Below are 22792 nucleotides of genomic sequence, written 5' to 3'. Positions count from 1 at the left end.
TCCTCGCTTTTTTCATTCAGCAATTAAGCCTTTGACATCGCTGCAACTTCTGCTGCGAAATCAGATTCAACTTTCTCAATACCTTCACCCACTTCTAAACGAATGAAGCTTGATACTGTTGCACCTTTTTCTTTTAATAATTCACCAACAGTTTTTGATGGATCCATTACAAATGGTTGACCTGTTAAAGAAACTTCGCCGGTAAATTTCTTCATACGACCTTCTACCATTTTTTCTGCAATTTCACGTGGTTTACCGGATTGCATTGCGATCTCAACCTGAATTTGACGTTCGTGAGCAACAACATCAGCAGGAACATCAGAAGGATTTACATATTCAGGGCGGCTTGCTGCAATGTGCATTGCGATATGTTTCATTAATTCTTCATCCGCATTGCTTGCTGCAACCAATACACCGATTTTCGCACCGTGTAAGTATGAACCGATAGCGTCGCCACTGATTGCAGAAACACGACGAATATTCATATTTTCCCCGATTTTCGCAACTAATGCTGCACGTTCATCTTCAAAGTGAGCTTTTAATACATCAATATCTGTTACTTTATTTTCTAACGCATAATCAGCAACTTTGTTTGCTAATGCCAAGAATCCTGAATCTTTTGCTACGAAGTCTGTTTCGCAGTTCATTTCAACAGCAACACCGAAACCATCTTTGATACGAACGATGATTACACCTTCAGCAGCAACACGACCTGCTTTTTTAGCCGCTTTTGCTTGACCTGATTTACGCATATTGTCGATTGCTAATTCGATATCGCCGTTTGCTTCAACAAGTGCTTTTTTACACTCCATCATACCGGCGCCGGTACGTTCACGTAATTCTTTTACTAATGATGCTGTAATTTCAGCCATTTTTAAATCCTCTCTGTCTACTCGACTTATAAAACAGGGAACTTAAAAAGTCCCCTGCTAACCAGTTAATTTACTGCGGTTAATAAGGGATTTAACCTTATTATATCCCGATACAATTATTCAGCTTTAGCTTCAGCGTCTGCAGCCAATTCTTCAAAAGCTTCTTCAGCTACTGCACCTTGAGCCTGTGCTTTACCTTCTTTAACAGCATCTGCTGCTGCAGTTAAGTAAAGTTGGATTGCTCTTACTGCGTCATCGTTACCAGGGATCACGTAATCAACGCCATCAGGATCAGAGTTAGTATCAACAATAGCAAATACAGGAATACCAAGGTTATTTGCTTCTTTGATTGCGATATGTTCGTGGTCTGCTGCAATAACGAATAATGCATCAGGTAAGCCGCCCATATCTTTGATACCGCCAAGACTTAACTCTAATTTTTCCATCTCACGAGTACGCATTAACGCTTCTTTTTTGGTTAATTTATCAAATGTACCGTCTTGAGATTGAGTTTCTAAATCTTTTAAGCGTTTGATTGATTGACGTACTGTTTTCCAGTTAGTCAACATACCACCTAACCAACGGTGGTTTACATAGAATTGTTGGCAATCTAATGCTGCTGCTTGCACCGGATCAGTTGCGGCACGTTTTGTACCAACGAAAAGAATTTTACCGTTATTTTGTGCGATGCGTTTTAATTCTTCCAACGCTGCATTAAACATAGGTAAAGTTTTTTCTAAGTTGATGATATGAACGCCGTTACGTGGTCCGAAAATGAAAGGTTTCATTTTTGGATTCCAATAACGAGTTTGGTGACCGAAATGAACGCCAGCTTGTAGCATTTCACGCATTGTAACTTGTGCCATAATTTTTTCCTTATTTAGTTGGGGTTTAGCCTCCACATATCCCTAAACAACCGACCGTTTGGCACCCCGATTGTTAGTGTCGATATGTGTGTGAATTAAAATTAAACCTTTCAAATTTTTACGACAGAAAGGCGGTGCGTTTTATACCACAAAACGCCGCAAAAAACCAATATTATTCAGAAATATTTTCTGTATTAACCATTAAAATCCATCCAACACTTGCAAAGCATCGCTTAATTTTTTAACTGCAAAAACTTGCATATTTTCGATTGTGTTTTTAGGTCGATTGGCAAACGGCACTATGGCTCTGCGAAAACCGTGTTTAGCTGCTTCACTGATACGCTCCTGTCCACTCGGCACCGGGCGAATTTCCCCGGCTAAGCCAACTTCTCCGAACACCACTAAATCACGCGGAAGAGCGCGATTACGAAAGCTGGAGATTAACGCTAATAATAATGCTAAATCCGCACTGGTTTCGGTCACTTTCACGCCACCGACAACATTGACGAAAATATCCTGATCTGCCATTTGTAAGCCACCGTGACGATGAAGCACTGCCAATAACAATGCGACACGGTTATGATCCAATCCGACCGCCACCCGCCGCGGATTTGCCAACAAGGAGTGGTCCACCAATGCTTGAATTTCCACTAAAAGCGGGCGCGTTCCTTCCCATAATACGACAACAGAACTACCCGGCGTTTGCTCTTCACCTCGACTTAAGAAAATAGCAGATGGATTTTTAACCTCTTTTAAGCCCTGTTCCGTCATTCCGAAAACACCCAGTTCATTTACCGCACCAAAACGATTTTTCTGACTGCGAAGGGTGCGAAAACGCGAATCTGACTCTCCCTCCAATAAGATCGAACAGTCGATACAGTGTTCCAACACCTTCGGCCCGGCTAAGGTGCCATCTTTCGTAACGTGTCCCACCATAATAATCGCCACCTGATTCATTTTGGCATAACGCGTTAAATAAGAGGCGCACTCTCTAACTTGGGAAACGCTGCCGGGTGAAGATTGAATATCTGCCAAATGCATTACCTGAATTGAGTCAATCACCATTATTTTCGGTTTAAGCTGATCCGCCGTAACACAAATCTGCTCTACCGAAGTTTCTGACAACATTTGCAAATTATCCATCGGTAAATTCAGACGTTTTGCTCGCATTGCCACCTGTTGCAATGACTCTTCCCCTGTAACATAGAGCGTCGGCATTGATTGTGCTAAACCGCACATCACTTGCAATAACAATGTACTTTTACCGGCTCCCGGATGTCCGCCGATTAAAATTGCACTGCCCGGCACAATGCCGCCGCCTAAAACACGATCAAGCTCATTAAAGCCACTACTGAAACGAGGCAATTCCGATAAACTAATTTCCGACAATTTTTGCACTTTGCTGCCGCTTGCCCCGGCATAACCACTAAAGCGATCGTTTTTACTATTTGTCGATGCAATTCTTACTTCCGTGATCGTATTCCACGCGTGACAGGCACTGCACTGCCCTTGCCAACGGGCATATTCCGCGCCGCAATCATTACATACATAAGCTGTTTTTACTTTTGCCATACCTATTTCAACTTCAATGTTATTTTTAATAGATTAATCATTTTTTGTAGATATCTTCCTTGAGAAGTTAACTCCACCAACTGCTGCAATGCGCGCTGATTATCCTGCTGCTCCACGTGTTGAGCAATCATTTTTCTAATTTGTTGATATACAAACCGGTTAATTTCGATCATTTCTGTTGACGACTCTTCATCTAAAAGCTGCGTAAATAACGCTTCTTGCTCACAACTGTATTGATAAAGCGTGAAGAATAGTCCAATTAATGCTGTTGTTTCTGCTTGACTCTGTGAAATGCGATCAAGATCGAGTTTTTCTAAATTTTTTAATAATTTCAGTTCATATTGGAACAGCGCATTTACTTGTTGTGCGGTTGATGTAAATCTCTGTTCAAGAAATTGTCGCCACTCATCAATCGTCATTAATGCCGCTTTTGATGCAACTCCGGCTAACCGATAACCTCGTTCCGCTTTACTGACTTGCCCTAATCGCATGCCATCCAAAAAAAGAAAATGCTGCACAAAATTCAGCATATCCGCTACCTTTCCGGATTTTAATTCAAACTCAACCTCACAAATCGGTGTTTTCGCATTATTCGCCTTAATTTCACCCTGATCGATAGCAATTTCCAGCTGTGTGCCATTACCGGTTTCCAGTAAATAATATTCTCGTTGAAAATCGGTATGAAAAATAGGCTGAAGTGAGCATTGCAACTCCGCATAAGAATGGGCTAATGTCAATTCAGAAAATTGACCAAATAACTTCAAGTCCGGCTGCGGTTGCGATAAACGAACATTATATTCCGGTCGCATATGCAACCCGCCTTGTGTTGTGCCGGCTGTTTTTAAAGTCATCGTATAAACACCCTCTTCATTACGCACACGCAACCCCATTTTTTGCTGTGAAAAAAAGTGGTCTTCCGTATCAAAATAACAATTTTGACTGCTTGCCTGATAATGCTTTAATAAACGAAAATGACTCAATTCCTGTTTCAGACTATTGATAACCTCTTGATTTGTCGTTAATTTCAGCTCTATTTCTTGCATTTTTTTCGATTCTCTTACCTAATTTTATCAATTTCGTTACTTTAACAAATTTTGCTACCGCTGTATAAAATAAAATCTTGTCAGTAGGAAATAGTCTATTGTAAAATTCGCGCCAGCTTTTATCCGGCGCTACTGCCAACAAACTCAATTAAGGAGATGTCTATGGCAATCAATAATATTCTTGGTCTATTTGCCCAATCCCCCCTTAAACCATTGCAAAAACATTCCACCAAAGTTAATGAAGCCTGTGCAATGCTAATTCCTTTCTTCGAAGCCTGTTATGCCGATGATTGGGATACCGCACAGCAAATTCGTAATAAAATTTCAGAATTAGAAAAGCAAGCTGATTTATTAAAACGTGAAATTCGTTTAAAACTGCCTCGTGGTATTTTTATGCCTGTCGAACGTGGTGATTTGCTGGAATTAGTCACACAACTGGATAAATTGGCGAACTATGCAAAAGATATTTCAGGTCGTGTAATTGGTCGAAAGTTACACGTTCCCGAACAAATTCAAACTGAATTTTTAGCTTATGTGCGCCGTAGTTTGGATTCCAGTGATCAAGCTCGCCGAGTAATTGATGAAATGGATCAACTGCTTGAAACCGGCTTCAGAGGACGTGAAGTAAATTTCGTAAACGATATGATCAATGAATTGGATAAAATTGAAGATGATACCGATCATATGCAGATTGTTCTACGTCGCACCCTTCTTGATCTAGAGGCTTCTTATAATCCAATTGATATGATGTTCTTATACAAAATTATCGAATGGGTCGGTGTATTGGCAGATCAAGCACAGCGTGTTGGTTCTCGCATTGAATTGATGTTAGCGCGTTCATAATACAATAACGCGACTTTAATAATTAGGGTTCATTATGGAAACATTATCTAATTACAGCACTCTGCTAGTTATCTTGACTGCCGTCTTTGGCTTTTTAATGGCATTTGGAATTGGAGCCAATGACGTTTCAAATGCTATGGGAACTTCTGTCGGCTCAAAAGCAATTACTCCACGTCAAGCAATTATAATTGCAATTATTTTTGAAGGTGCCGGTGCTTATTTAGCCGGCGGTGAAGTGGCGGAAACAATTAAAGACGGTATTATTGATCCTACACTATTTATTCATCAACCAGATATTCTCGTTTTAGGAATGATGGGCGCTTTGCTCTCTGCCGGTTTCTGGTTAGTATTAGCTTCTCGCTTAGGTTGGCCAGTTTCCACCACACACACCATCATTGGTGCGATTGTCGGTTTCGCCTGCGTAACCATCGGCAGTGATGCGGTAGAATGGAGCAGTCTATTGGGGATTTTCGGCAGCTGGATTATTACCCCGTTTATTGCCGGTATTATTGCTTATCTCATTTTCGTCAGCACGCAAAAATTGATTTTCGATACCGACAGCCCATTATTAAATGCAAAACAGTTTGCACCGTTTTATATGGGGTTAACCATTTTTATCATTTCGTTGGTTACCATTAAAAAAGGTTTAAAACATATCGGTTTACATCTCTCTAACGGTGAAACTTTCCTTATTTCATTAGCACTTTGTGTTATCGCCATTATCGCTTGTTTTATCTACTTACGCAGTCAATCTTTTGAAAAGAAAGCCAGTGCCGGTTTCGGTGCAGTAGAAAAAGTATTCCGTATCTTAATGCTATTAACCGCTTGTTCTATGGCGTTTGCTCACGGTTCAAATGATGTTGCCAACGCAATTGGCCCACTCTCTGCTGTCGTTTCCATTATTGATCACGGAGGCGTTATTGCCGGTAAAACGACAATGGCGTGGTGGGTATTACCATTGGGTGCGTTAGGTATTATCGCTGGTTTGGCAGTAATGGGGCAACGTGTAATGGAAACCATCGGTACAGGTATTACTGATTTAACACCAAGTCGTGGTTTCGCTGCACAGTTTGCAACAGCAACCACCGTTATTTTAGCATCCGGCACCGGTTTACCAATTTCCACAACACAAACCTTAGTGGGTGCGGTTTTAGGTGTTGGTTTTGCTCGCGGTATCGCAGCATTAAACTTAACCGTTATCCGCAATATTATCTCTTCGTGGATTATTACATTGCCTGCCGGAGCAGTTTTCTCCATTATAATTTTCTATATCCTTAAAGCGATATTATTGTAAAATAACCTACATAATTTAGGCTAAATATGTAAATTACATATTTAGCCGCTTTCTTGTTTTATTACGATTGTTTCAATACACAGAACAACATTAAATGTCAGGCGATGAATTGTTCTGATTTGGAAAAGATTACGCCTCTTCCAAATGAAATTATTTGCACCACCGTGAACGGCGGATTTTCAACCATTTAGGAGTTATTGATGAAGAAAATTATCTCTCCAGTTCTCATCTTACTTACTTTTTTAAGCACTGGTTTCAGTGCCTCTGCGGAAACACAATATGTATCGGAAAATTTGAATACCTATTTACGTAAAGGTGCTGGCGATCAATTCAAACTCGTCGGTACAATTAAATCAGGTGAAGCCGTCACTATTTTAAATAAAAAAGATAAATATACCCAAATCAGAGACAGTCGTAATCGTGAAGGCTGGATCTTAACTAGTGAACTCACTCCCAACGCAAGCAGCAAAGAACAACTGCCGGTTTTGCAAAAACAGATTGATGAATTAACGTTAAAACTTAATCGTATCAATAATGACTGGCAACAACGCACCAACGAAATGCAACGGCGCACGCAACAAGCTGAAAAACAGAGCAGCGAATTATTGGAGCAGAATTCCCAACTTAATCGCCAAGTCGAAATTCTAAAAAATAAGAATAAAGATCTTGAAGCAATGTTGGATTCTGAAAAACGCGGTTTGATTATCCGTTGGTTTATTTACGGCGGTTCCGTACTTGCCGTCGGTTTAATTTTAGGTTTGATTATTCCTATGATTATTCCGAGAAGACGTAGAGATCGTTGGTAATGACACAAGCAATTAAAACCTATTTGGTCGGTGGTGCGGTGCGTGACCGGCTTTTAGGATTGGCAGTCAAAGATCGGGATTGGTTGGTCGTCCACGCCACTCCCGAATGGTTATTAAAGCAAGGCTATATCCAAGTCGGGAAAGATTTTCCGGTTTTTCTCCATCCGCAAACAAAAGAAGAGTATGCCTTGGCACGCACTGAACGCAAAAACGGTCGCGGCTATACCGGTTTTTATTGCGATTTCTCGCCCGATATTACCCTAGAACAGGATCTGAAACGCCGTGATTTAACCATTAATGCGATTGCGCAAGATATTGACGGCAATTTATACGACCCCTACCACGGCATACAGGATCTGAAACAGCGTAAATTACGCCATATTTCTCCGGCATTCAGTGAAGATCCGTTGCGCATTCTGCGTGTTGCTCGTTTTGCTGCACGCTTTTATGCTTTCAATTTTACTATTGCGCCGGAAACCGTTGCGTTAATGAAATCAATGGTAAAACAGGGCGAATTAGCCGATCTGACTGTTGAACGGATTTGGCTGGAAACTGAAAAGGCCTTGTTATCGCCACGTTGTGATATCTATTTTTCAATATTGCATCAAATCGGTGCCAATTCACTGTTTCCCGAATTTAAACCGCTTTTTCAAAGCAGATGCAAATTGCTGACACAAAGTTTGAAACGGCTTAATTTATTGTTGGAAGATGAAAACGATGATCAAGCGCCTCTCTTTCGTTTTGTGTTGCTCTGTGCCTTATTGGTCAGTTCAGAAACATTATCGGCAATACAGCGAAAACAGTTGATAGAAAAGGTGCAACAATTATGCCAACGTTACAAAATACCTAACCATTACAGCGAATTAGCCAAACTTGCAATGCAGTTTATCTTGCCTTTTTCGCAAACAGAACACCTCAGTGCCAACGATGTGATAGATTTGCTTGATCAGTTAGACTGTTGGCGCAAACCGCAGAGATTGGAACAACTTAATATTTTATATCGTGCTATATTTACCGATTTCGGTTTAGCGCAACAAAAACAGTGGCAACATTGGTATCAACAAGCGAAAAGTGTTGATATTCAACAAATTATTGCAGACGGTTTTCAAAAACAGTCCATCAAAAAAGAGCTATATCGCCGTCGCGTCGCCACCATTTCACAATACTTTAACGGATAAAACGCTATGTTAAACAATCTGGAATTAGAATCTATTTTAAATCAATTACTTAACAGCACAAAAATTAATGATTATGCCCCGAACGGTTTGCAAATCGAAGGTAAATCCGCTATCCGTAAAATCGTTACCGGCGTTACCGCTTCGCAAGCTTTAATTGACTATGCCGTCAGTGTTAATGCCGATGCCATTTTGGTTCATCACGGTTATTTTTGGAAAAATGAAAATCCCTGTATTCGCGGAATGAAAGGCAGAAGAATTAAAACCCTATTACAAAATGAGATCAATCTTTACGCTTATCATCTGCCGTTGGATATTCACCCTACCTTAGGCAACAATGCGCAGTTAGCAAACTTATTGGGTATCGAGAATTTGCAGCCGCTGGAAGATGTTCCCAACTCTATTCCGATGTGGGGAACATTGCCACAAGCGATAAGCGGAGCTGAATTTGCACAACGCATTAATCAGCTTTTAAAGCGTAAATGTTTGCATTGCGCCAATCAACCAGAAAAACCGATTCAAAAAATCGGAATTTGTACCGGTGGCGGTCAAGGTTATATCGATTTAGCGGCAAGCAAAGGTTGCGATGCTTTTATCAGCGGTGAGGTTTCCGAACAGACCGTACATTCCGCCAGAGAGCAGGATATTCAGTTTTTTGCCGCCGGTCATCACGCCACCGAACGTTACGGCATTAAAGCACTAGGTGAATGGCTGCAACAACATTATGCGCTCGAAGTACTATTTAAAGATATTGATAATCCGGCTTAAAATCCAATGTTTTATACTTAATTTACCTAAAAAAGAGTAAAATTAATTTATAGAGTCTATTTAAGTCATAAAAATAATCTCTACTCTTTTTCTTTTAAAAAGAATAAGAGTAGAATAAATAATATACAAACAAATATTGTAATATAATTTAAGTTTATCCATCCATTTTCATAGGATAATAGAATACCTACTAAGAATGAAGATAGCACATTAAAACTATATATGATAATTGAATTAAGACCTTGCAATTTATGTTTCTTTGAAGAAGAAATTTCATTTATATAATAAGTTCCTCCGCTGAACATTAAAGCCCATCCTAATCCAGAAAACATAAGAGGAAAAAAATACCCCATATATCCAGAAAAAACAAATGATAAAATAGAGCCAAATAAAAATGAAAAAATACCAAATAAAATAATATAAGTCTTTTTTATCTTGTTAAGAATAAATGATATAAAAAAAGAAGGTATATACATTGCTAAGAAATGTACCTGTATTGCAAGAGCATTATTCTCCATCGAATAATGATTATTATACATTGATAATGGTGCAGAATTCATTATTAATGTCATTAAGAAAAATGCCACTGTACAAGATAATGTCCCCACCAAAAACGAACTATCATAATTAATTTTGTTATTTTTTTCTTCTATTTTTTTCTTTTTTATCTCTTTTAAGAAGATAAAATTTTGACTAAGAATAAATAATATAAAAACTAAGAGTAAAAAAATAAAATTTCCTAAAAATGGATATCCATCAATAAAAAACTCTCCATTTTTTGCTAGAAAAGGACCAAGTATTCCCCCTAATACTCCACCTCCTATAACTATGGATGTTGAACGCCTTTTCCATATGATATCATCAAAAACTTCTGCAGCTGCAAACCTATAATATTGATTAAATGAAATAGTGTTTCCTATTAAAAACATAGAAAATAAAAATAAAATAAAGCTTGATTTATATATAGCAATTATTGCTATTATAGAACCTATAAGCCCAATAATCCCACTAAATAAAAAAGCATTCTTCCTTCCATACTTCGACATCATAATTGCAGCAAAATATATCATTACAAATGTTCCAATAACAGTCATTGTTATAGGAAAACTAGCTAATTTCGGTGATGGTGCTAAATTTCTTCCAACTAAAATAGAAGTTAATGTAAGAAGAGAAATAACTGTTCCGATAAACCCCTGACCAATAAATAAAGAAAATAATGTAATATATTTTTTCATATTATCACCTTATAAAAATTAATAAAAAAACCTATATTTAGAAATATCTTCCAAATAACTTTCACTTTCTTTATCTACATATATAAATGGTTGATCACTCTTGAATCCCTCTTTAAAGAGACTATCATGAACATATACTTCCTTAAATTCTTTATTCAATAAAAGCATCTCTAATTTTGTCAAAAAATGCAATTTTTTATCATAAAAAACAGCACAAGTATGCTGAGATAAACGATTTCCACCATCTCTTCCTAATAAATAAATAGAAGGTATATCATTTCTGTCTTTCTTTGTATGCACTGTAAGTCTAATTGCATCTGATAGATTTGTTCTGCTCATCACTTTCTCTATTTTATTCATAAGATGAATAGATAAATATATTTTAGTTGAAAAAATGGATACTAAATAAAAGAAATCAACAACCTCATTAAATATCACTTTATTTCCAACTCTTTTTATCCAGAACTCACTATTACTTTCATCTAATATAGACGTTATAGACATAAGTATTATGTCATTAATAGACCACCCGTTATTTAATAAGTACCTAATTCCATCAGGAATACATATATTATGAGGACTAATATTATTAGACAATATATTTATCCAATCTATATTTAATAATATGGTTTTAATATTATCCATCACATCTATTTCTGGAATATTATTTATAAATAAATTTAAATCATCTAATGGAACATTATTTTCACCATAAGGCATAAGTATAATTTTACTTATACCATCTATACTTAGCATATCTGCTATGATTTTTCTTTGATTATCATATTTATTATTTTCCTTTTGATTAACAAATAAAGCGGAAGAAAATCTATCGCCTCCTGTCAATACAACCACGTTTACTTTTTTATTAGATATTAACTTAATAGATTCAATTATAATTTGTAGTACAGAAAGAGAATAAAATTCAGAAAAATCAACCCCATATCCATTAGTTTTTAGGTTTCCACACGATCTTTTAGCTTGTCCCCATCCAATTACTAATTTAATTTTATTATTTTTTAATGAATAAAAAATTTTTTCTTGTAGTTTATTAAAGGAAATATCATTAAAATTTTTTGATAAAAAAGGATCTCTAAATAGCTCAGCAATTAATGCTGATAAAAACCAATTTTTATTCTCTAAATAAATATAGCATTTTTTGTTTATGCTATACTCTAATCTAGATCTACTATTTTTAACTAACTTTTTTGCATAAAAAGAAATATTATTTTTATATTTTTCCAAAAACAACTTAAATTTCTCATTAGAAATAATCTCACTCTCTATATATTTTTTATTAAAAATATCCATAGAATTTAAATTCTTAATTATTTGAGGAATAGTGCTTTCACTAACAAAATTTCTATTACTCATATTTCCTTCCTTATATTAGAAATATAATAAATTGGTTGGTTAGATACGCTTAATAAGTTCATAGGATTAAAGGTATTTTTAGTATTGTAATCAAATTCAAAATAAATTCTTTTTTCCTGTTTAGTATCTCTCTCTATTCTATATCTATAACTTAGATTTAAATTATTGTCTAATCCCGCAACTGAATGTTGAGCTGTTCTACAATAATCTTTTTTACTTGTTGAAATAAAATTAAACTCTTTTTCTTTTCTATGTATAGTACATTTTAGAAAGTAATTTTTTTCTAAAAATAAAGTGTCAATTTCTCTATCCACTAATGATATAGATACATACCTTTTAGATGCTTCCCAAGCTTCTTTCCTCATAGTACTAACTATATCCTCTTTATTGAAATAAAAATCTCCTATCAATTCATATCTAAATAAATGAGAGTTTGTTATATCTTTTATATTCATATCTAGTGACGATATAAATGAAATATAAAAGTTTTGTATATCTTTATTAAAATATACATCATTAATAAATTTTTGATTAAAGATACTTTCATAATTTACAGATGTAATTATCGAAAAAAAGGTATAACATAATTGTTTCCATTCTAAATCAATATTTATATATTTAATTTTATTTAGATCCCCAAAATCAAAAAATTTGTCATATTTAAATGACAAATCATCATATTTTTTCCGATACATACTTGATCTTTCTTCCATCCAACATTGATCTCTTTTTATCCACTCTTCATAGTCAAATAAGGACACATATTCAGATAACTCTAACTTATCTATCCAAAATCTTAATGAATTCTGATAGTTGTTAATAATTTCTAAAGGCGTTAAACATGCTCTTCTATATTTATTCCCATCAGATAGAATAGAAACACGACATTTTATCCCTGATATTTCAGTGATAAGTTTTGCCAATGAATAAAACCTTATTAAAGAATATATTTCCCCTAAATCTGGATTAGTTCCTTGATTTTTTATAGGAGATAAAGGCTTTCTAGAAAAAATAGGGATTATAAGATTAAGAAATCCATTATATTTTATACATTCTTTTATATTGTGTATAATAAAACTCCTAGTATTAAAAGCCATGCTGTTTTTAAATAGATCATTATCATATAAAACCTCTATAATAGAATCATATTTATTTCTATTAGATACTCTTTCTATTCTTTTTATAATGGATTGAAATCTATTTTGAAATATTAATTCCGTTTTATCTATAATCTTCTTCAAGACTTCATTCAGAAAAAATTCCTGACTGATAAAAAGAGAGTTAGAAAAAGGAATGAAATTCAACCGATGTCTAATTTGTGAAGTGAGTTCTATTAAACGATGTGAACTAGATATTTGTGATACTTTTTGAGAGTTGTGAATCATATTCGCCCCTTCATCTTATCTACCTTCATATTGATTAGAACTTAAAATTAAAAAAAAATCAACAAAAAATTAACTTTTTTAACACTTTTTAAATATATTGCTTTCAGATATGAATTAATGTTTTAAATACAATGAGTTATGCTTACCACTATCAAATGATAATTTTCATATCATCGGTCTGATTTGTTCAAATCTTGATTTCTGATATAATTCGCTCGTTTTTTGCAATAATAAAGATAGGAAAAATTATGGGATTTTTAACAAATAAACGTATTTTAATTGCCGGTGTGGCAAGCAATCGTTCTATTGCTTACGGTATCGCACAGGCAATGCACCGTGAAGGTGCGGAATTAGCATTTACTTATCAAAATGACAAATTAAAAGGTCGTGTTGAGGAATTTGCTAAAGAGTTGGGTTCATCTATCGTGCTTCCTTGTGATGTTGGCACCGATGAAAGCATTGAAAACTGCTTTGCCGAATTACACCAACATTGGGATAAATTTGACGGTTTTGTTCACGCGATCGCATTTGCACCAGGCGATCAACTTGACGGCGATTATGTGAATGCGGTAAATCGTGAAGGTTTCCGTATCGCTCACGACATCAGTGCCTACAGCTTTGTGGCAATGGCGAAAGCGGCGCGCGCAAATCTCAATCCTGGTGCAGCATTGTTGACGCTCTCTTATTTAGGGTCTGAACGCGCTATCCCTAACTACAACGTAATGGGCTTGGCAAAAGCCTCGCTTGAAGCCAACACTCGCTATATGGCATCTGCGTTAGGTAAAGAAGGCGTGCGTGTTAATGCAATTTCTGCCGGTCCAATCCGCACATTAGCGGCTTCCGGTATTAAAAACTTCAAGAAAATGTTGGGTCATTTTGAAAATACTGCACCATTACGTCGTACCGTTACCATTGAAGATGTTGGTAACACTGCGGCATTCCTTTGCTCCGACTTGGCAGCAGGTATCACCGGTGAAGTGGTTCACGTTGATGCCGGCTTTAGCACCGTTGCAATGAGTGAATTGGAACTTGCCTAATTTAACACTTACTGACTTTTGCTCCGTTATGTTCTAACGGAGCAAATTTTTTTCTTAAACTGGACATTTTATGCTTCTTGATAATCCTCTTCTTAGCCAACTCAAACAACAAATCCGTGACAGCAAACCGCACGTTGAAGGCGTGGTAAAAGCCACTGATAAGGCTTTCGGTTTTTTAGAATGTGATAAAAAAAGTTATTTTATTCCGCCGCAAGCAATGAAAAAATTGATGCACGGCGACAAAATTAAAGCATTAATCGACACTATCGGTGATAAAGAGCAGGCAGAGCCTGACAGTCTGATTGAACCGATGTTAACCCGTTTTATAGCCAGAGTTCGTTTTAATAAAGAGAATAAATTACAACTTTTGGTTGATCATCCCAATATTAAATCGGCAATTCCTGCCAATCAGCATAAAAAAGTGAAGGAAACACTGAACGCCGGAGATTGGGTTGTCGCTGAATTAAAAATGCACCCATTGCGTGATGATCGTTTTTTCTTTGCGCAAGTTACCCAATTTATCTGTCACGCTGATGACCCGCAAACCGCGTGGTGGGTAACGCTTGCCCGTCATCAACAACCTCGTACTGCAGTTGCCGGTTTAGCGGAATATCCTTTTGAGGAAACAGCAATCCGTCAAGATCTTACCGATCTGAATTTTGTCACCATTGACTCGGAAACCACCGAAGATATGGATGATGCATTAACCATCAAGCCGATTCTTGAAAATCAGCAGCAGATTGGCTGGAAACTGAGTGTTGCGGTTGCTGATCCGACAGCTTATATTCCACTGGATTCACAAATTGAAGCCGATGCGAAACAACGCTGTTTTACCAACTATCTTCCCGGCTTCAACATTCCAATGTTGCCGCGCGAATTATCGGACGATCTCTGTTCATTGATGGAAAACGAAAAGCGCCCGGCGTTGGTGTGTGAGATTGAAACCGATATGCAAGGTGCTGTGATTACCGAGCCGATTTTTACTTTAGCGTGGATTCGTTCCAAAGCAAAATTGGCATATGATGCAGTTTCCGATTACCTAGAAAACCGAGAAAATAGTTGGCAACCCCAAAATGAAGTAGTTAAAACACAAATCGACTTTTTACATCAATTCAGTTTGGCAAGAATTGAATGGCGTACTAAAAATGCGATTATGTTTAAAGATCGTCCGGATTATAACTTCATTCTGGATGAGAACGGTGCTGTAGCGGAAATTCGTGCCGATCATCGCCGTATTGCCAACCGTATTGTTGAAGAGTGTATGATTATTGCCAACAGTTGCGCTGCTAAATTCTTAGCGCAACACCAAGCAGCAGCCATTTTCAATACGCATAGCGGTTTTGACAGCAAATTCTTAAGTGCCGCCAGTGCTTTTTTACTTAACCATCTGGCAACCGATGATAATAGCGATCAGCTTACGCCACGTTACGCACCCGAACAATTAGCAACGCTGTCGGGTTATTGTGATATGCAACACGATTTGGATCGTCTTGGCGCAGAATATCTGGAAGCAAGATTACGCCGCTATCTTACTTTTGCAGAATTTAAAGCAGAAGTCGCACCGCATTTCGGTTTAGGTTTAGCGGAATATGCAACTTGGACATCACCTATTCGTAAATATTGTGATATGGTCAATCACCGTGCGATTAAAGCGATTCTTCAGCAACAAACGCCGGCTAAGGTTGAAGATTCAGTATTGGCGCGCTTGCAGGAAGCACGCAAACAAAATCGGATGGTTGAACGTGATATTGCCGATTGGCTTTATTGCATTTATCTTGCCGACAAAGTAGCTGAAAAGACAATTTATCCGGCACAAATTATTGATATTATGCGTGGCGGTTTGCGCGTGCAGCTGCTTGAAAACGGCGCGATGATTTTTGTTCCTATGTCATTGATTCACGATAAAAAAGAGGAAATTGAGGTCAATAGCGATGATATTGCGCTTTATATTAAGGGCGAACGCCGCTATCAACTCACTGATAAACTCAATATTCAATTAACTGAAGTGAATTTAGACACCAGAAGTATTATCGGACAACCGGTCTAAGTAACTATAATCGACTAAAAGTATATGCACACAATGTGCATATACTTTATTCCTCAAACCGTTTCTGTTGAATTCTCACCATTTCCAGCATATCTTCCAATGCCATACTTAATAAGGCTCTATCGTGGCGATAACTGATATCATCGGCATTCAATTTGCGGCTTAAAATACAATATTGTCGGCGAAAATCACTCGGCAACGAAAAATCAGCATCGGTAATAATGCCGTCAATCACGCTACAACCAATATAATTATGAATCCAATCAATACGTTGTACTAAATTTAATTGTGCCGACGGGCTATGCTCCAAGCCGAGATTATCAATAAAAATTTTTACTGCCGTACTCTGTTGCAATGCGGTTTTAATTTCTGACAACAACAACGGCGGCATAATGCTGGTAAAGAAACTGCCCGGACCCAATAGAATAACTTCAGCACGATTAATCGCGGTTACCGCCTCCTCCGTTGCCGCCACATCAGGTTCAATACTTAACTGCAGCGGAATCGCATCCAGTTTATCTACATTGACTTCACCGACCACTTTTTCACCGTTTGCCAGCTGCGCCGCTAAATGCGCCGGCTGTTCCGACATTGGAATAATAAAAGGCTCAACGTGAAGCAGTTCACGAATCAAATTTACGGCATCTAGCGGCCGTACTTTGATATTTTCCAACGCTTTTAGCATTAAATTGCCCAAATTATGCCCTGCAAGCTCGCCTTCGCCCTCAAAACGGTATTCGAACAGTTCTGAAGCTGTGGTCGGCGTGGTGATAATCTGATTAAGACAATTACGCAAATCACCCCAAGCAATGCCGCCGAATTGCAATCGAATACGTCCGGTTGAACCGCCGTTATCGGTAGTTGTCACAATGCCGGTCAAACGAGAACGCATAAAACTGAGTGCAGACATCACTCTGCCCAAGCCGTGTCCACCGCCGATCGCAACAATATGTTTTGTTTGATTTAGATTTGGCGTAACAATTGATGAAAACGTCATAACAAAATCCTGTCAGTAAGTTAACAACCCATTTTTTCTTTATAATGACGACGACAAACCGATAAATAGTGATCATTACCACCGATTTGGATCTGATCACCCTCTTTGATGACTTCGCCTTGCTCATTTAAGCGTAATACAAAATTGGCTTTGCGACCACAATAACAAATGGTTTTTAGCTCCTCCAGCTGATCTGCCCACGCCAGCAAATAACGGCTGCCCTCAAATAATTCCGCCTGAAAATCGGTTCTTAAGCCATAACATAACACCGGAATATTTAATTTATCGACCACTTCACTGAGCTGATAGACCTGCGCTTTAGTTAAAAACTGCGCCTCATCCACTAAAATACAGTTGATATGTTGCTGTTGATTAATGCGTTCAATTTCACTAAATAAATCCGTTTGCTGATCAAACAGTTGCGCCTGTTCTTCAATGCCGATGCGCGAAGTCACTTTGCCAACACCATAACGATTATCGATTGCTGCGGTATAAACCAACGTATTCATTCCGCGCTCGCGATAATTATAAGAAGATTGCAATAAAGTGGTTGATTTTCCCGCATTCATTGAAGAGTAATAAAAATAGAGTTTTGCCATAACTAAAATCCATTATTTTTTGCGCGTTAGTATAGCGTATTAAGCCCCAATAAACAGCTTTACCAATGGATTTGATAATTGATCCGTTTAGACTTTATCAACTGAACTCTCTATAATAATCGCATTAAATTTTAGGCTAGAGGTAATTATGCAGTTTTCTAAAATGCACGGCTTAGGCAACGATTTTATGGTGGTTGACGGCATTACACAGAGTGTCTATTTTTCTGAAGATGTCATCCGCCGTTTAGCGGATCGAAATCGCGGCATCGGTTTTGACCAGCTGTTATTAGTTGAACCGCCTTACGATCCGGAATTGGATTTCCATTATCGTATTTTCAATGCGGACGGCAGCGAAGTGGAACAGTGCGGTAACGGTGCCAGATGCTTTGCCCGTTTCGTTCGTCTTAAAGGCTTAACCAATAAAAAAGAGATTAACGTCAGCACCGCAAAAGGGAAAATCGTGTTGATCATCAATGATGACGAAACCGTGCGCGTGAATATGGGTGAGCCGATTTGGGAACCGGCAAAAGTGCCTTTTATTGCCAACAAATTTGAGAAAAACTACATTTTACGCACCGATATTCAAACCGTACTTTGCGGTGTTGTTTCAATGGGCAATCCACACTGTGTGTTGCAAGTTGAAGACGTGAAAACAGCCAATGTTGAGCAGCTTGGGCCTTTGCTTGAACATCACGAGCGTTTTCCGGCACGTGCCAATATCGGCTTTATGCAGGTGCTTAACCGTAAACAGATTAAATTACGCGTTTTTGAACGCGGTGCCGGCGAAACTCAGGCTTGCGGAACCGGTGCCTGTGCGGCGGTGGCAGTCGGTATTATGCAAGGGCTGCTCGACAATCAAGTCGAAGTCGAATTACCGGGTGGAAAACTAATGATTGAATGGCAAGGTGTTGGTTATCCGCTTTATATGACCGGTGATGCCACTTTTGTTTATGACGGCAATATTCAGCTGTAAGGGGAAATTATGAGTGAAATCAATGCCGATTTTGAGCAACAAATTCACGATTATTTAAACGATCATCCCGACTTTTTCGCCCGCCATTTGTCATTATTGGACAAAATGCAGATTCCTCATCAACGTAAAGGGATGATCTCCTTAGTGGAAGCACAATTGGGGCGGCAACGTGAAAAAATCGCAACACTAGAGCAACAGCTCTATCAAATTGGCAATACCGTACAGCAGAATGAAAAACTGTTTTTTAGTTTGCTGCCGTTGCAAAAAGCACTACTGCAAGCCGATAATTTTACTGAAGCGAATCAAAATCTGAACCAATGGGCAAAAACGCTGGCATTAAAAAGTGCCAAGATTTTATTACTGAAAGATGCTTGGACGGAACAAAACAACATTGAAGCACCATATTGGATCGATAGAAAAGCTTTTGAAATCATTCGTTTGGAGCGTTTCGGTTTGCAATCTTTTTATCTCGGTAAATTGACTAATCGAGAAAAATCACTGCTATTCCTCCCTGAAGAACTGCCGGTCGGTTCGGTTGCGCTCTGTTTATTAAAACAGCATCATCAACCTTATCATTCAGTATTATTGTTCAGTTCACATAACGAAGATCATTTTTATCGTGGTCAAAATACTGATTTTTTAGAAAACATTGTTGATCTGATTGAACCGTTAATTGCACAGTGGTTGGCAAAGAAAGCCTAGTTACAAAATATCGTTATGTTACAAGATTGGTTAGAAAAATATTGGGATTATCTCCGCATTGAACGTCAGCTAAGTGCGAAAACCTTGCAAAGTTACCAACAACAAATTGCTGCCTGTGTTGAATTATTGACCAACGAAGGCATTACTGATTGGCGGCAAGTGGACGGCAGCGTGATCCGTTTTATCCTGACGCAAGGGAAAAAATCCGGTTTGCACGAACACAGTTTGGCATTGCGTCTTTCCAGCTTACGCGGTTTCTTTCAATTTTTATTACGCAATCAACAAATTAAGGTCAATCCGACTGACGGTATTTCCGCTCCCAAAGCCGGTAAACGGTTGCCCAAAAGTATTGATGCGGAATCCATTTCGCAACTGCTTGATATTAAAAGCAAAGATCCGCTTTCGTTGCGCGATAAAGCCATTATGGAATTGATGTACAGTTCCGGTTTGCGTCTTTCCGAATTAAGAGGACTCAACTTGGAAGACATCAATTTTAAAGCGCGCGAATTAAAGGTTTTGGGTAAAGGTAACAAAGAGCGGATTTTGCCGTTCGGGCGTTATGCTGCCGGTGCGTTACATCAATGGTTGGAGGTAAGATTACAATTCAATCCTCAAGATAATGCCTTGTTTATCAGCCACTTAGGGCATCGCCTCACCAGCTCTGCCATTCAACAACGCCTTGAACAATGGGGCATTAAACAAGGATTAAATGCCCATTTAAATCCGCATAAATTGCGCCACTCTTTCGCCACTCATATGTTGGAAGCCAGTTCAGATTTACGCGCCGTGCAAGAGTTGTTAGGGCACGAAAACCTCTCCACCACCCAAATTTATACACACCTTAATTTTCAACACTTAGCGCAAGTTTATGATTCCGCACATCCTCGTGCAAAACGGAAAAAATAGGAACGGAAAAATAGGAAAAGTTATGCTGCATTTTTACCGCCAATTACAACCAATTAAAGTGATAACGTTCGATTTAGACGACACTTTATATGATAACTATTTTGTAATCAGAGCTGCCGAACAAGCCTTTCTTGATTGTTTGCAACAGCTAGCAGCCATTAATATTACTGATTGGCAACATTATAAACAGCAACTTCTTCAACAAGATCCGATTCGCTATGAAGATGTGATTGTATGGCGACAAACTGCAGCGGCACAGCTGCTCAAAGCGCAGGGTTTAAAAGATGCCGACATTCAAAATATTATTCAGCAAAGTATGCAACTGTTTGTCGAATGGCGGCATAAAATCGATGTACCGCCAAAAAATCATCAATTTTTAACCGAACTTGCCAAACATTACCCGCTCGTTGCCATTAGCAACGGCAATGTTTATCCGCCGAAAATCGGCTTGGATCAATTTCAACTTATTTTACGTGGCGGTGAACACGGGCGTGCCAAACCGCACCCTGATCTGTTCCAACAAACCGCGCGTTATTTTCAATGCACAATGCAGCAGATATTACACGTTGGCGATAATCTTGTTACCGATGTGCAAGGTGCAATTGAAAGCGGCTGTCAGGCGGTATGGATTAACAGCCAACAGCAATCCCTGTTTGCTTTTGCGGAAGCGACAACCCTGCCGACATTAGCTGTTGCAGAAGTAACCGATCTTATATTTTTGCTTAAAAATTAACCAATAATTGATATTGGTAAACTTTTTTTGAAATTTTATTACTTTTTTTGAAATTTCTATTGCGATCTTTTGTGCTTTCATTATGATCTCACCCAGTTTAGTTATCTTTTAAACAATTTTTGTGAGGTTTTTATGCTATATGCTGAATTTATTCTGCTGCTGTTCTTCCTTTATGTCGGCAGCCGTTTTGGTGGTGTCGGACTCGGGGTCGTTTCCGGTATCGGTCTGTTAGTCGAAGTCTTTATCCTACGTATGCCGCCATCTTCCCCGCCAATTGATGTGATGTTAATTATTATCGCCGTTGTTACCTGTGCTTCCGTGCTTGAAGCCGCCGGCGGTTTAAAATATATGTTACAGATTGCGGAACGTATTCTTCGTAGTAACCCTAAACGTGTCACTATTCTCGGTCCAATGGTTACCTATTTTATGACTGTGATTTTGGGAACAGGTCACGCCGTTTATACTATTATGCCGATTATCGGTGATATCGCCTTGAAAAACGGTATCCGTCCGGAACGCCCTATGGCAGCCGCTTCCGTTTCATCACAAATCGGTATTACTGCCAGCCCGATTTCCGCAGCAGTGGTTTACTATTTAGGACAGATTTCCGAACTTCCGGGTTTCTCTCATATTACACTGTTAACCATCGTATCTATCACCATTCCGGCAACTTTCTGTGGTGTGTTGGCACTTTCACTTTATAGCTTACGCCGTGGTAAAGAGTTAAAAGATGATCCGGAATATCAACGTCGTTTGCAAGATCCGGAATGGAGCAAACTCATTCAAAATACAACCAGCACCAGTTTAAACGAAACCTTGCCGCCTTCAGCGAAAAATTCTGTGTTGTTATTCCTTTTCGCTTTAGTCTGTATCGTGATCGTGGCAATGATTCCGGCAATCCGCACTATCGGGGAATCAAAAGCGATTTCAATGGGGGTCATCATTCAGATGATGATGTTGGCATTCGCCGGTGTTATTTTGCTCTTCACTAAAACCGATCCGAAAAAAGTACCGAACGGTGTGGTATTTAAATCCGGTATGGTGGCAGCAATCGCTATTTATGGTATTGCCTGGATGAGTGATACTTACTTCACTTATGCAATGCCTTCTTTCAAAGCCGGTATCACTGAAATGATTCAGGCTTATCCGTGGACATTCGCCTTTGCACTGTTTGCGGTATCCGTTGTAATCAACAGCCAAGCGGCAACCGGAAGAATGTTATTGCCGGTCGGTATCGCAATGGGATTGCCGGCACCGTTATTGGTCGGTTTACTTCCTGCAACCTATGGTTACTTCTTCATTCCTAACTACCCATCAGATATTGCAACCGTAAACTTTGACGTATCCGGTACAACCAAAATCGGTAAATACTACTTCAACCACAGCTTTATGGTGCCGGGTCTAATCGGTGTGGTTGTCGGCTGTGTGGTTGGTATCAGTTTAGCTAACGTATTAATGTAGCGACATCTCTTCTATAGAAACAACAAGACCACCTTCGGGTGGTCTCAGACTGCTGACAAACCCACCTTTCCAAAATCATTTGATAAAAGTGGGTTTGTTTTTTT

The 22792-nt window shown here is 38.4% G+C and carries 21 protein-coding genes; 12 read left to right on the top strand and 9 right to left on the bottom strand.

The window, feature by feature from the left end:
• Positions 1-23: 23 nt before the first annotated feature.
• The 4 genes from tsf to A3EO_RS0101010 all read right to left on the bottom strand — a co-directional run bounded on the left by tsf (position 24) and on the right by A3EO_RS0101010 (position 4353).
• A complete protein-coding gene (gene tsf / locus A3EO_RS0101025; protein WP_018345614.1) occupies positions 24-872 on the bottom strand; it encodes a translation elongation factor Ts in 849 nt (282 codons plus the stop codon).
• A 116-nt stretch (positions 873-988) separates the two neighbouring features.
• Positions 989-1738, bottom strand: coding sequence for a 30S ribosomal protein S2 (gene rpsB, locus A3EO_RS0101020; RefSeq protein ID WP_013746649.1), 750 nt, complete (start codon positions 1736-1738; stop codon positions 989-991).
• A gap of 201 nt (positions 1739-1939) precedes the next feature.
• Complete coding sequence (gene radA / locus A3EO_RS0101015; RefSeq protein ID WP_018345613.1) at positions 1940-3310, bottom strand: DNA repair protein RadA; 1371 nt, start codon at positions 3308-3310, stop codon at positions 1940-1942.
• Positions 3311-3312: 2 nt separating this feature from the next.
• Entirely contained in the window at positions 3313-4353 is a 1041-nt protein-coding gene (locus A3EO_RS0101010; protein ID WP_018345612.1) for a CYTH domain-containing protein, read from the bottom strand.
• Positions 4354-4515: 162 nt separating this feature from the next.
• Between A3EO_RS0101010 and A3EO_RS0101005 the strand changes: the two genes are divergently transcribed.
• The 5 genes from A3EO_RS0101005 (at position 4516) to A3EO_RS0100985 (ending at position 9239) form a co-directional block, all read left to right on the top strand.
• The gene (locus tag A3EO_RS0101005) at positions 4516-5196 is read left to right on the top strand and encodes a TIGR00153 family protein (protein WP_013746646.1); all 681 of its coding nucleotides are present in this window, start codon (positions 4516-4518) and stop codon (positions 5194-5196) included.
• Positions 5197-5230: 34 nt separating this feature from the next.
• Positions 5231-6490 (top strand): inorganic phosphate transporter, encoded by a 1260-nt coding sequence (locus A3EO_RS0101000; RefSeq protein ID WP_018345611.1) that lies wholly within the window; start codon positions 5231-5233, stop codon positions 6488-6490.
• A gap of 200 nt (positions 6491-6690) precedes the next feature.
• The gene (locus A3EO_RS0100995) at positions 6691-7296 is read left to right on the top strand and encodes a TIGR04211 family SH3 domain-containing protein (protein ID WP_018345610.1); all 606 of its coding nucleotides are present in this window, start codon (positions 6691-6693) and stop codon (positions 7294-7296) included.
• On the top strand, positions 7296-8474 hold the full coding sequence (locus tag A3EO_RS0100990; protein ID WP_018345609.1) for a CCA tRNA nucleotidyltransferase: 1179 nt from the start codon (positions 7296-7298) through the stop codon (positions 8472-8474). The genes A3EO_RS0100995 and A3EO_RS0100990 overlap by 1 nt, the downstream gene beginning before the upstream one ends.
• A 6-nt stretch (positions 8475-8480) precedes the next feature.
• Complete coding sequence (locus A3EO_RS0100985; RefSeq protein WP_018345608.1) at positions 8481-9239, top strand: Nif3-like dinuclear metal center hexameric protein; 759 nt, start codon at positions 8481-8483, stop codon at positions 9237-9239.
• Between the two features lie 80 nt (positions 9240-9319).
• Here the strand turns inward: A3EO_RS0100985 and A3EO_RS0100980 are convergent, their stop codons facing one another.
• Genes A3EO_RS0100980 through A3EO_RS0100970 form a run of 3 tightly spaced genes read right to left on the bottom strand, consistent with a single transcriptional unit; the run spans position 9320 to position 13233 of the window.
• Positions 9320-10474: an MFS transporter gene (locus A3EO_RS0100980; RefSeq protein WP_018345607.1), complete on the bottom strand. Its 1155-nt coding sequence runs from the start codon at positions 10472-10474 to the stop codon at positions 9320-9322.
• A gap of 18 nt (positions 10475-10492) precedes the next feature.
• On the bottom strand, positions 10493-11848 hold the full coding sequence (locus tag A3EO_RS0100975; RefSeq protein ID WP_018345606.1) for a hypothetical protein: 1356 nt from the start codon (positions 11846-11848) through the stop codon (positions 10493-10495).
• A complete protein-coding gene (locus A3EO_RS0100970) occupies positions 11845-13233 on the bottom strand; it encodes an L-tyrosine/L-tryptophan isonitrile synthase family protein (protein WP_018345605.1) in 1389 nt (462 codons plus the stop codon). The genes A3EO_RS0100975 and A3EO_RS0100970 overlap by 4 nt, the downstream gene beginning before the upstream one ends.
• Before the next feature lie 248 nt (positions 13234-13481).
• Between A3EO_RS0100970 and fabI the strand changes: the two genes are divergently transcribed.
• Both fabI and A3EO_RS0100960 read left to right on the top strand, forming a co-directional pair.
• Positions 13482-14270: an enoyl-ACP reductase FabI gene (fabI, locus tag A3EO_RS0100965; RefSeq protein ID WP_013746637.1), complete on the top strand. Its 789-nt coding sequence runs from the start codon at positions 13482-13484 to the stop codon at positions 14268-14270.
• A 70-nt stretch (positions 14271-14340) separates the two neighbouring features.
• A complete protein-coding gene (locus A3EO_RS0100960; protein ID WP_018345604.1) occupies positions 14341-16317 on the top strand; it encodes an exoribonuclease II in 1977 nt (658 codons plus the stop codon).
• Between the two features lie 46 nt (positions 16318-16363).
• On the opposite strand, the gene A3EO_RS0100955 is transcribed toward A3EO_RS0100960, so the two are convergent.
• A complete protein-coding gene (locus A3EO_RS0100955) occupies positions 16364-17314 on the bottom strand; it encodes a gluconeogenesis factor YvcK family protein (protein WP_018345603.1) in 951 nt (316 codons plus the stop codon).
• 20 nt (positions 17315-17334) lie between these two features.
• Entirely contained in the window at positions 17335-17913 is a 579-nt protein-coding gene (locus A3EO_RS0100950; protein ID WP_018345602.1) for a thymidine kinase, read from the bottom strand.
• Positions 17914-18061: 148 nt separating this feature from the next.
• Here A3EO_RS0100950 and dapF point away from each other — a divergent pair, with 148 nt between their 5' ends.
• The 5 genes from dapF to A3EO_RS0100925 all read left to right on the top strand — a co-directional run bounded on the left by dapF (position 18062) and on the right by A3EO_RS0100925 (position 22688).
• Entirely contained in the window at positions 18062-18886 is an 825-nt protein-coding gene (dapF, locus tag A3EO_RS0100945) for a diaminopimelate epimerase (protein ID WP_018345601.1), read from the top strand.
• Between the two features lie 9 nt (positions 18887-18895).
• Positions 18896-19588 carry a DUF484 family protein gene (locus tag A3EO_RS0100940; RefSeq protein WP_018345600.1) on the top strand — a complete coding sequence of 231 codons (693 nt, stop codon included), beginning with the start codon at positions 18896-18898 and terminating at the stop codon, positions 19586-19588.
• Positions 19589-19603: 15 nt separating this feature from the next.
• Positions 19604-20494 (top strand): tyrosine recombinase XerC, encoded by an 891-nt coding sequence (gene xerC, locus A3EO_RS0100935; RefSeq protein ID WP_018345599.1) that lies wholly within the window; start codon positions 19604-19606, stop codon positions 20492-20494.
• A 25-nt stretch (positions 20495-20519) separates the two neighbouring features.
• The gene (yigB, locus tag A3EO_RS0100930; protein ID WP_026210927.1) at positions 20520-21227 is read left to right on the top strand and encodes a 5-amino-6-(5-phospho-D-ribitylamino)uracil phosphatase YigB; all 708 of its coding nucleotides are present in this window, start codon (positions 20520-20522) and stop codon (positions 21225-21227) included.
• 132 nt (positions 21228-21359) lie between these two features.
• Positions 21360-22688 (top strand): anaerobic C4-dicarboxylate transporter, encoded by a 1329-nt coding sequence (locus tag A3EO_RS0100925; RefSeq protein ID WP_013746629.1) that lies wholly within the window; start codon positions 21360-21362, stop codon positions 22686-22688.
• Positions 22689-22792: the final 104 nt, after the last annotated feature.

Origin of the sequence: Gallibacterium anatis DSM 16844 = F 149, assembly GCF_000379785.1 — a bacterium.
GTDB classification, from domain to species: Bacteria; Pseudomonadota; Gammaproteobacteria; order Enterobacterales; family Pasteurellaceae; genus Gallibacterium; species Gallibacterium anatis.
The sequence above is the reverse complement of the archived record's forward strand: the minus strand, read 5'-3'. Positions and strand labels throughout refer to the sequence as shown.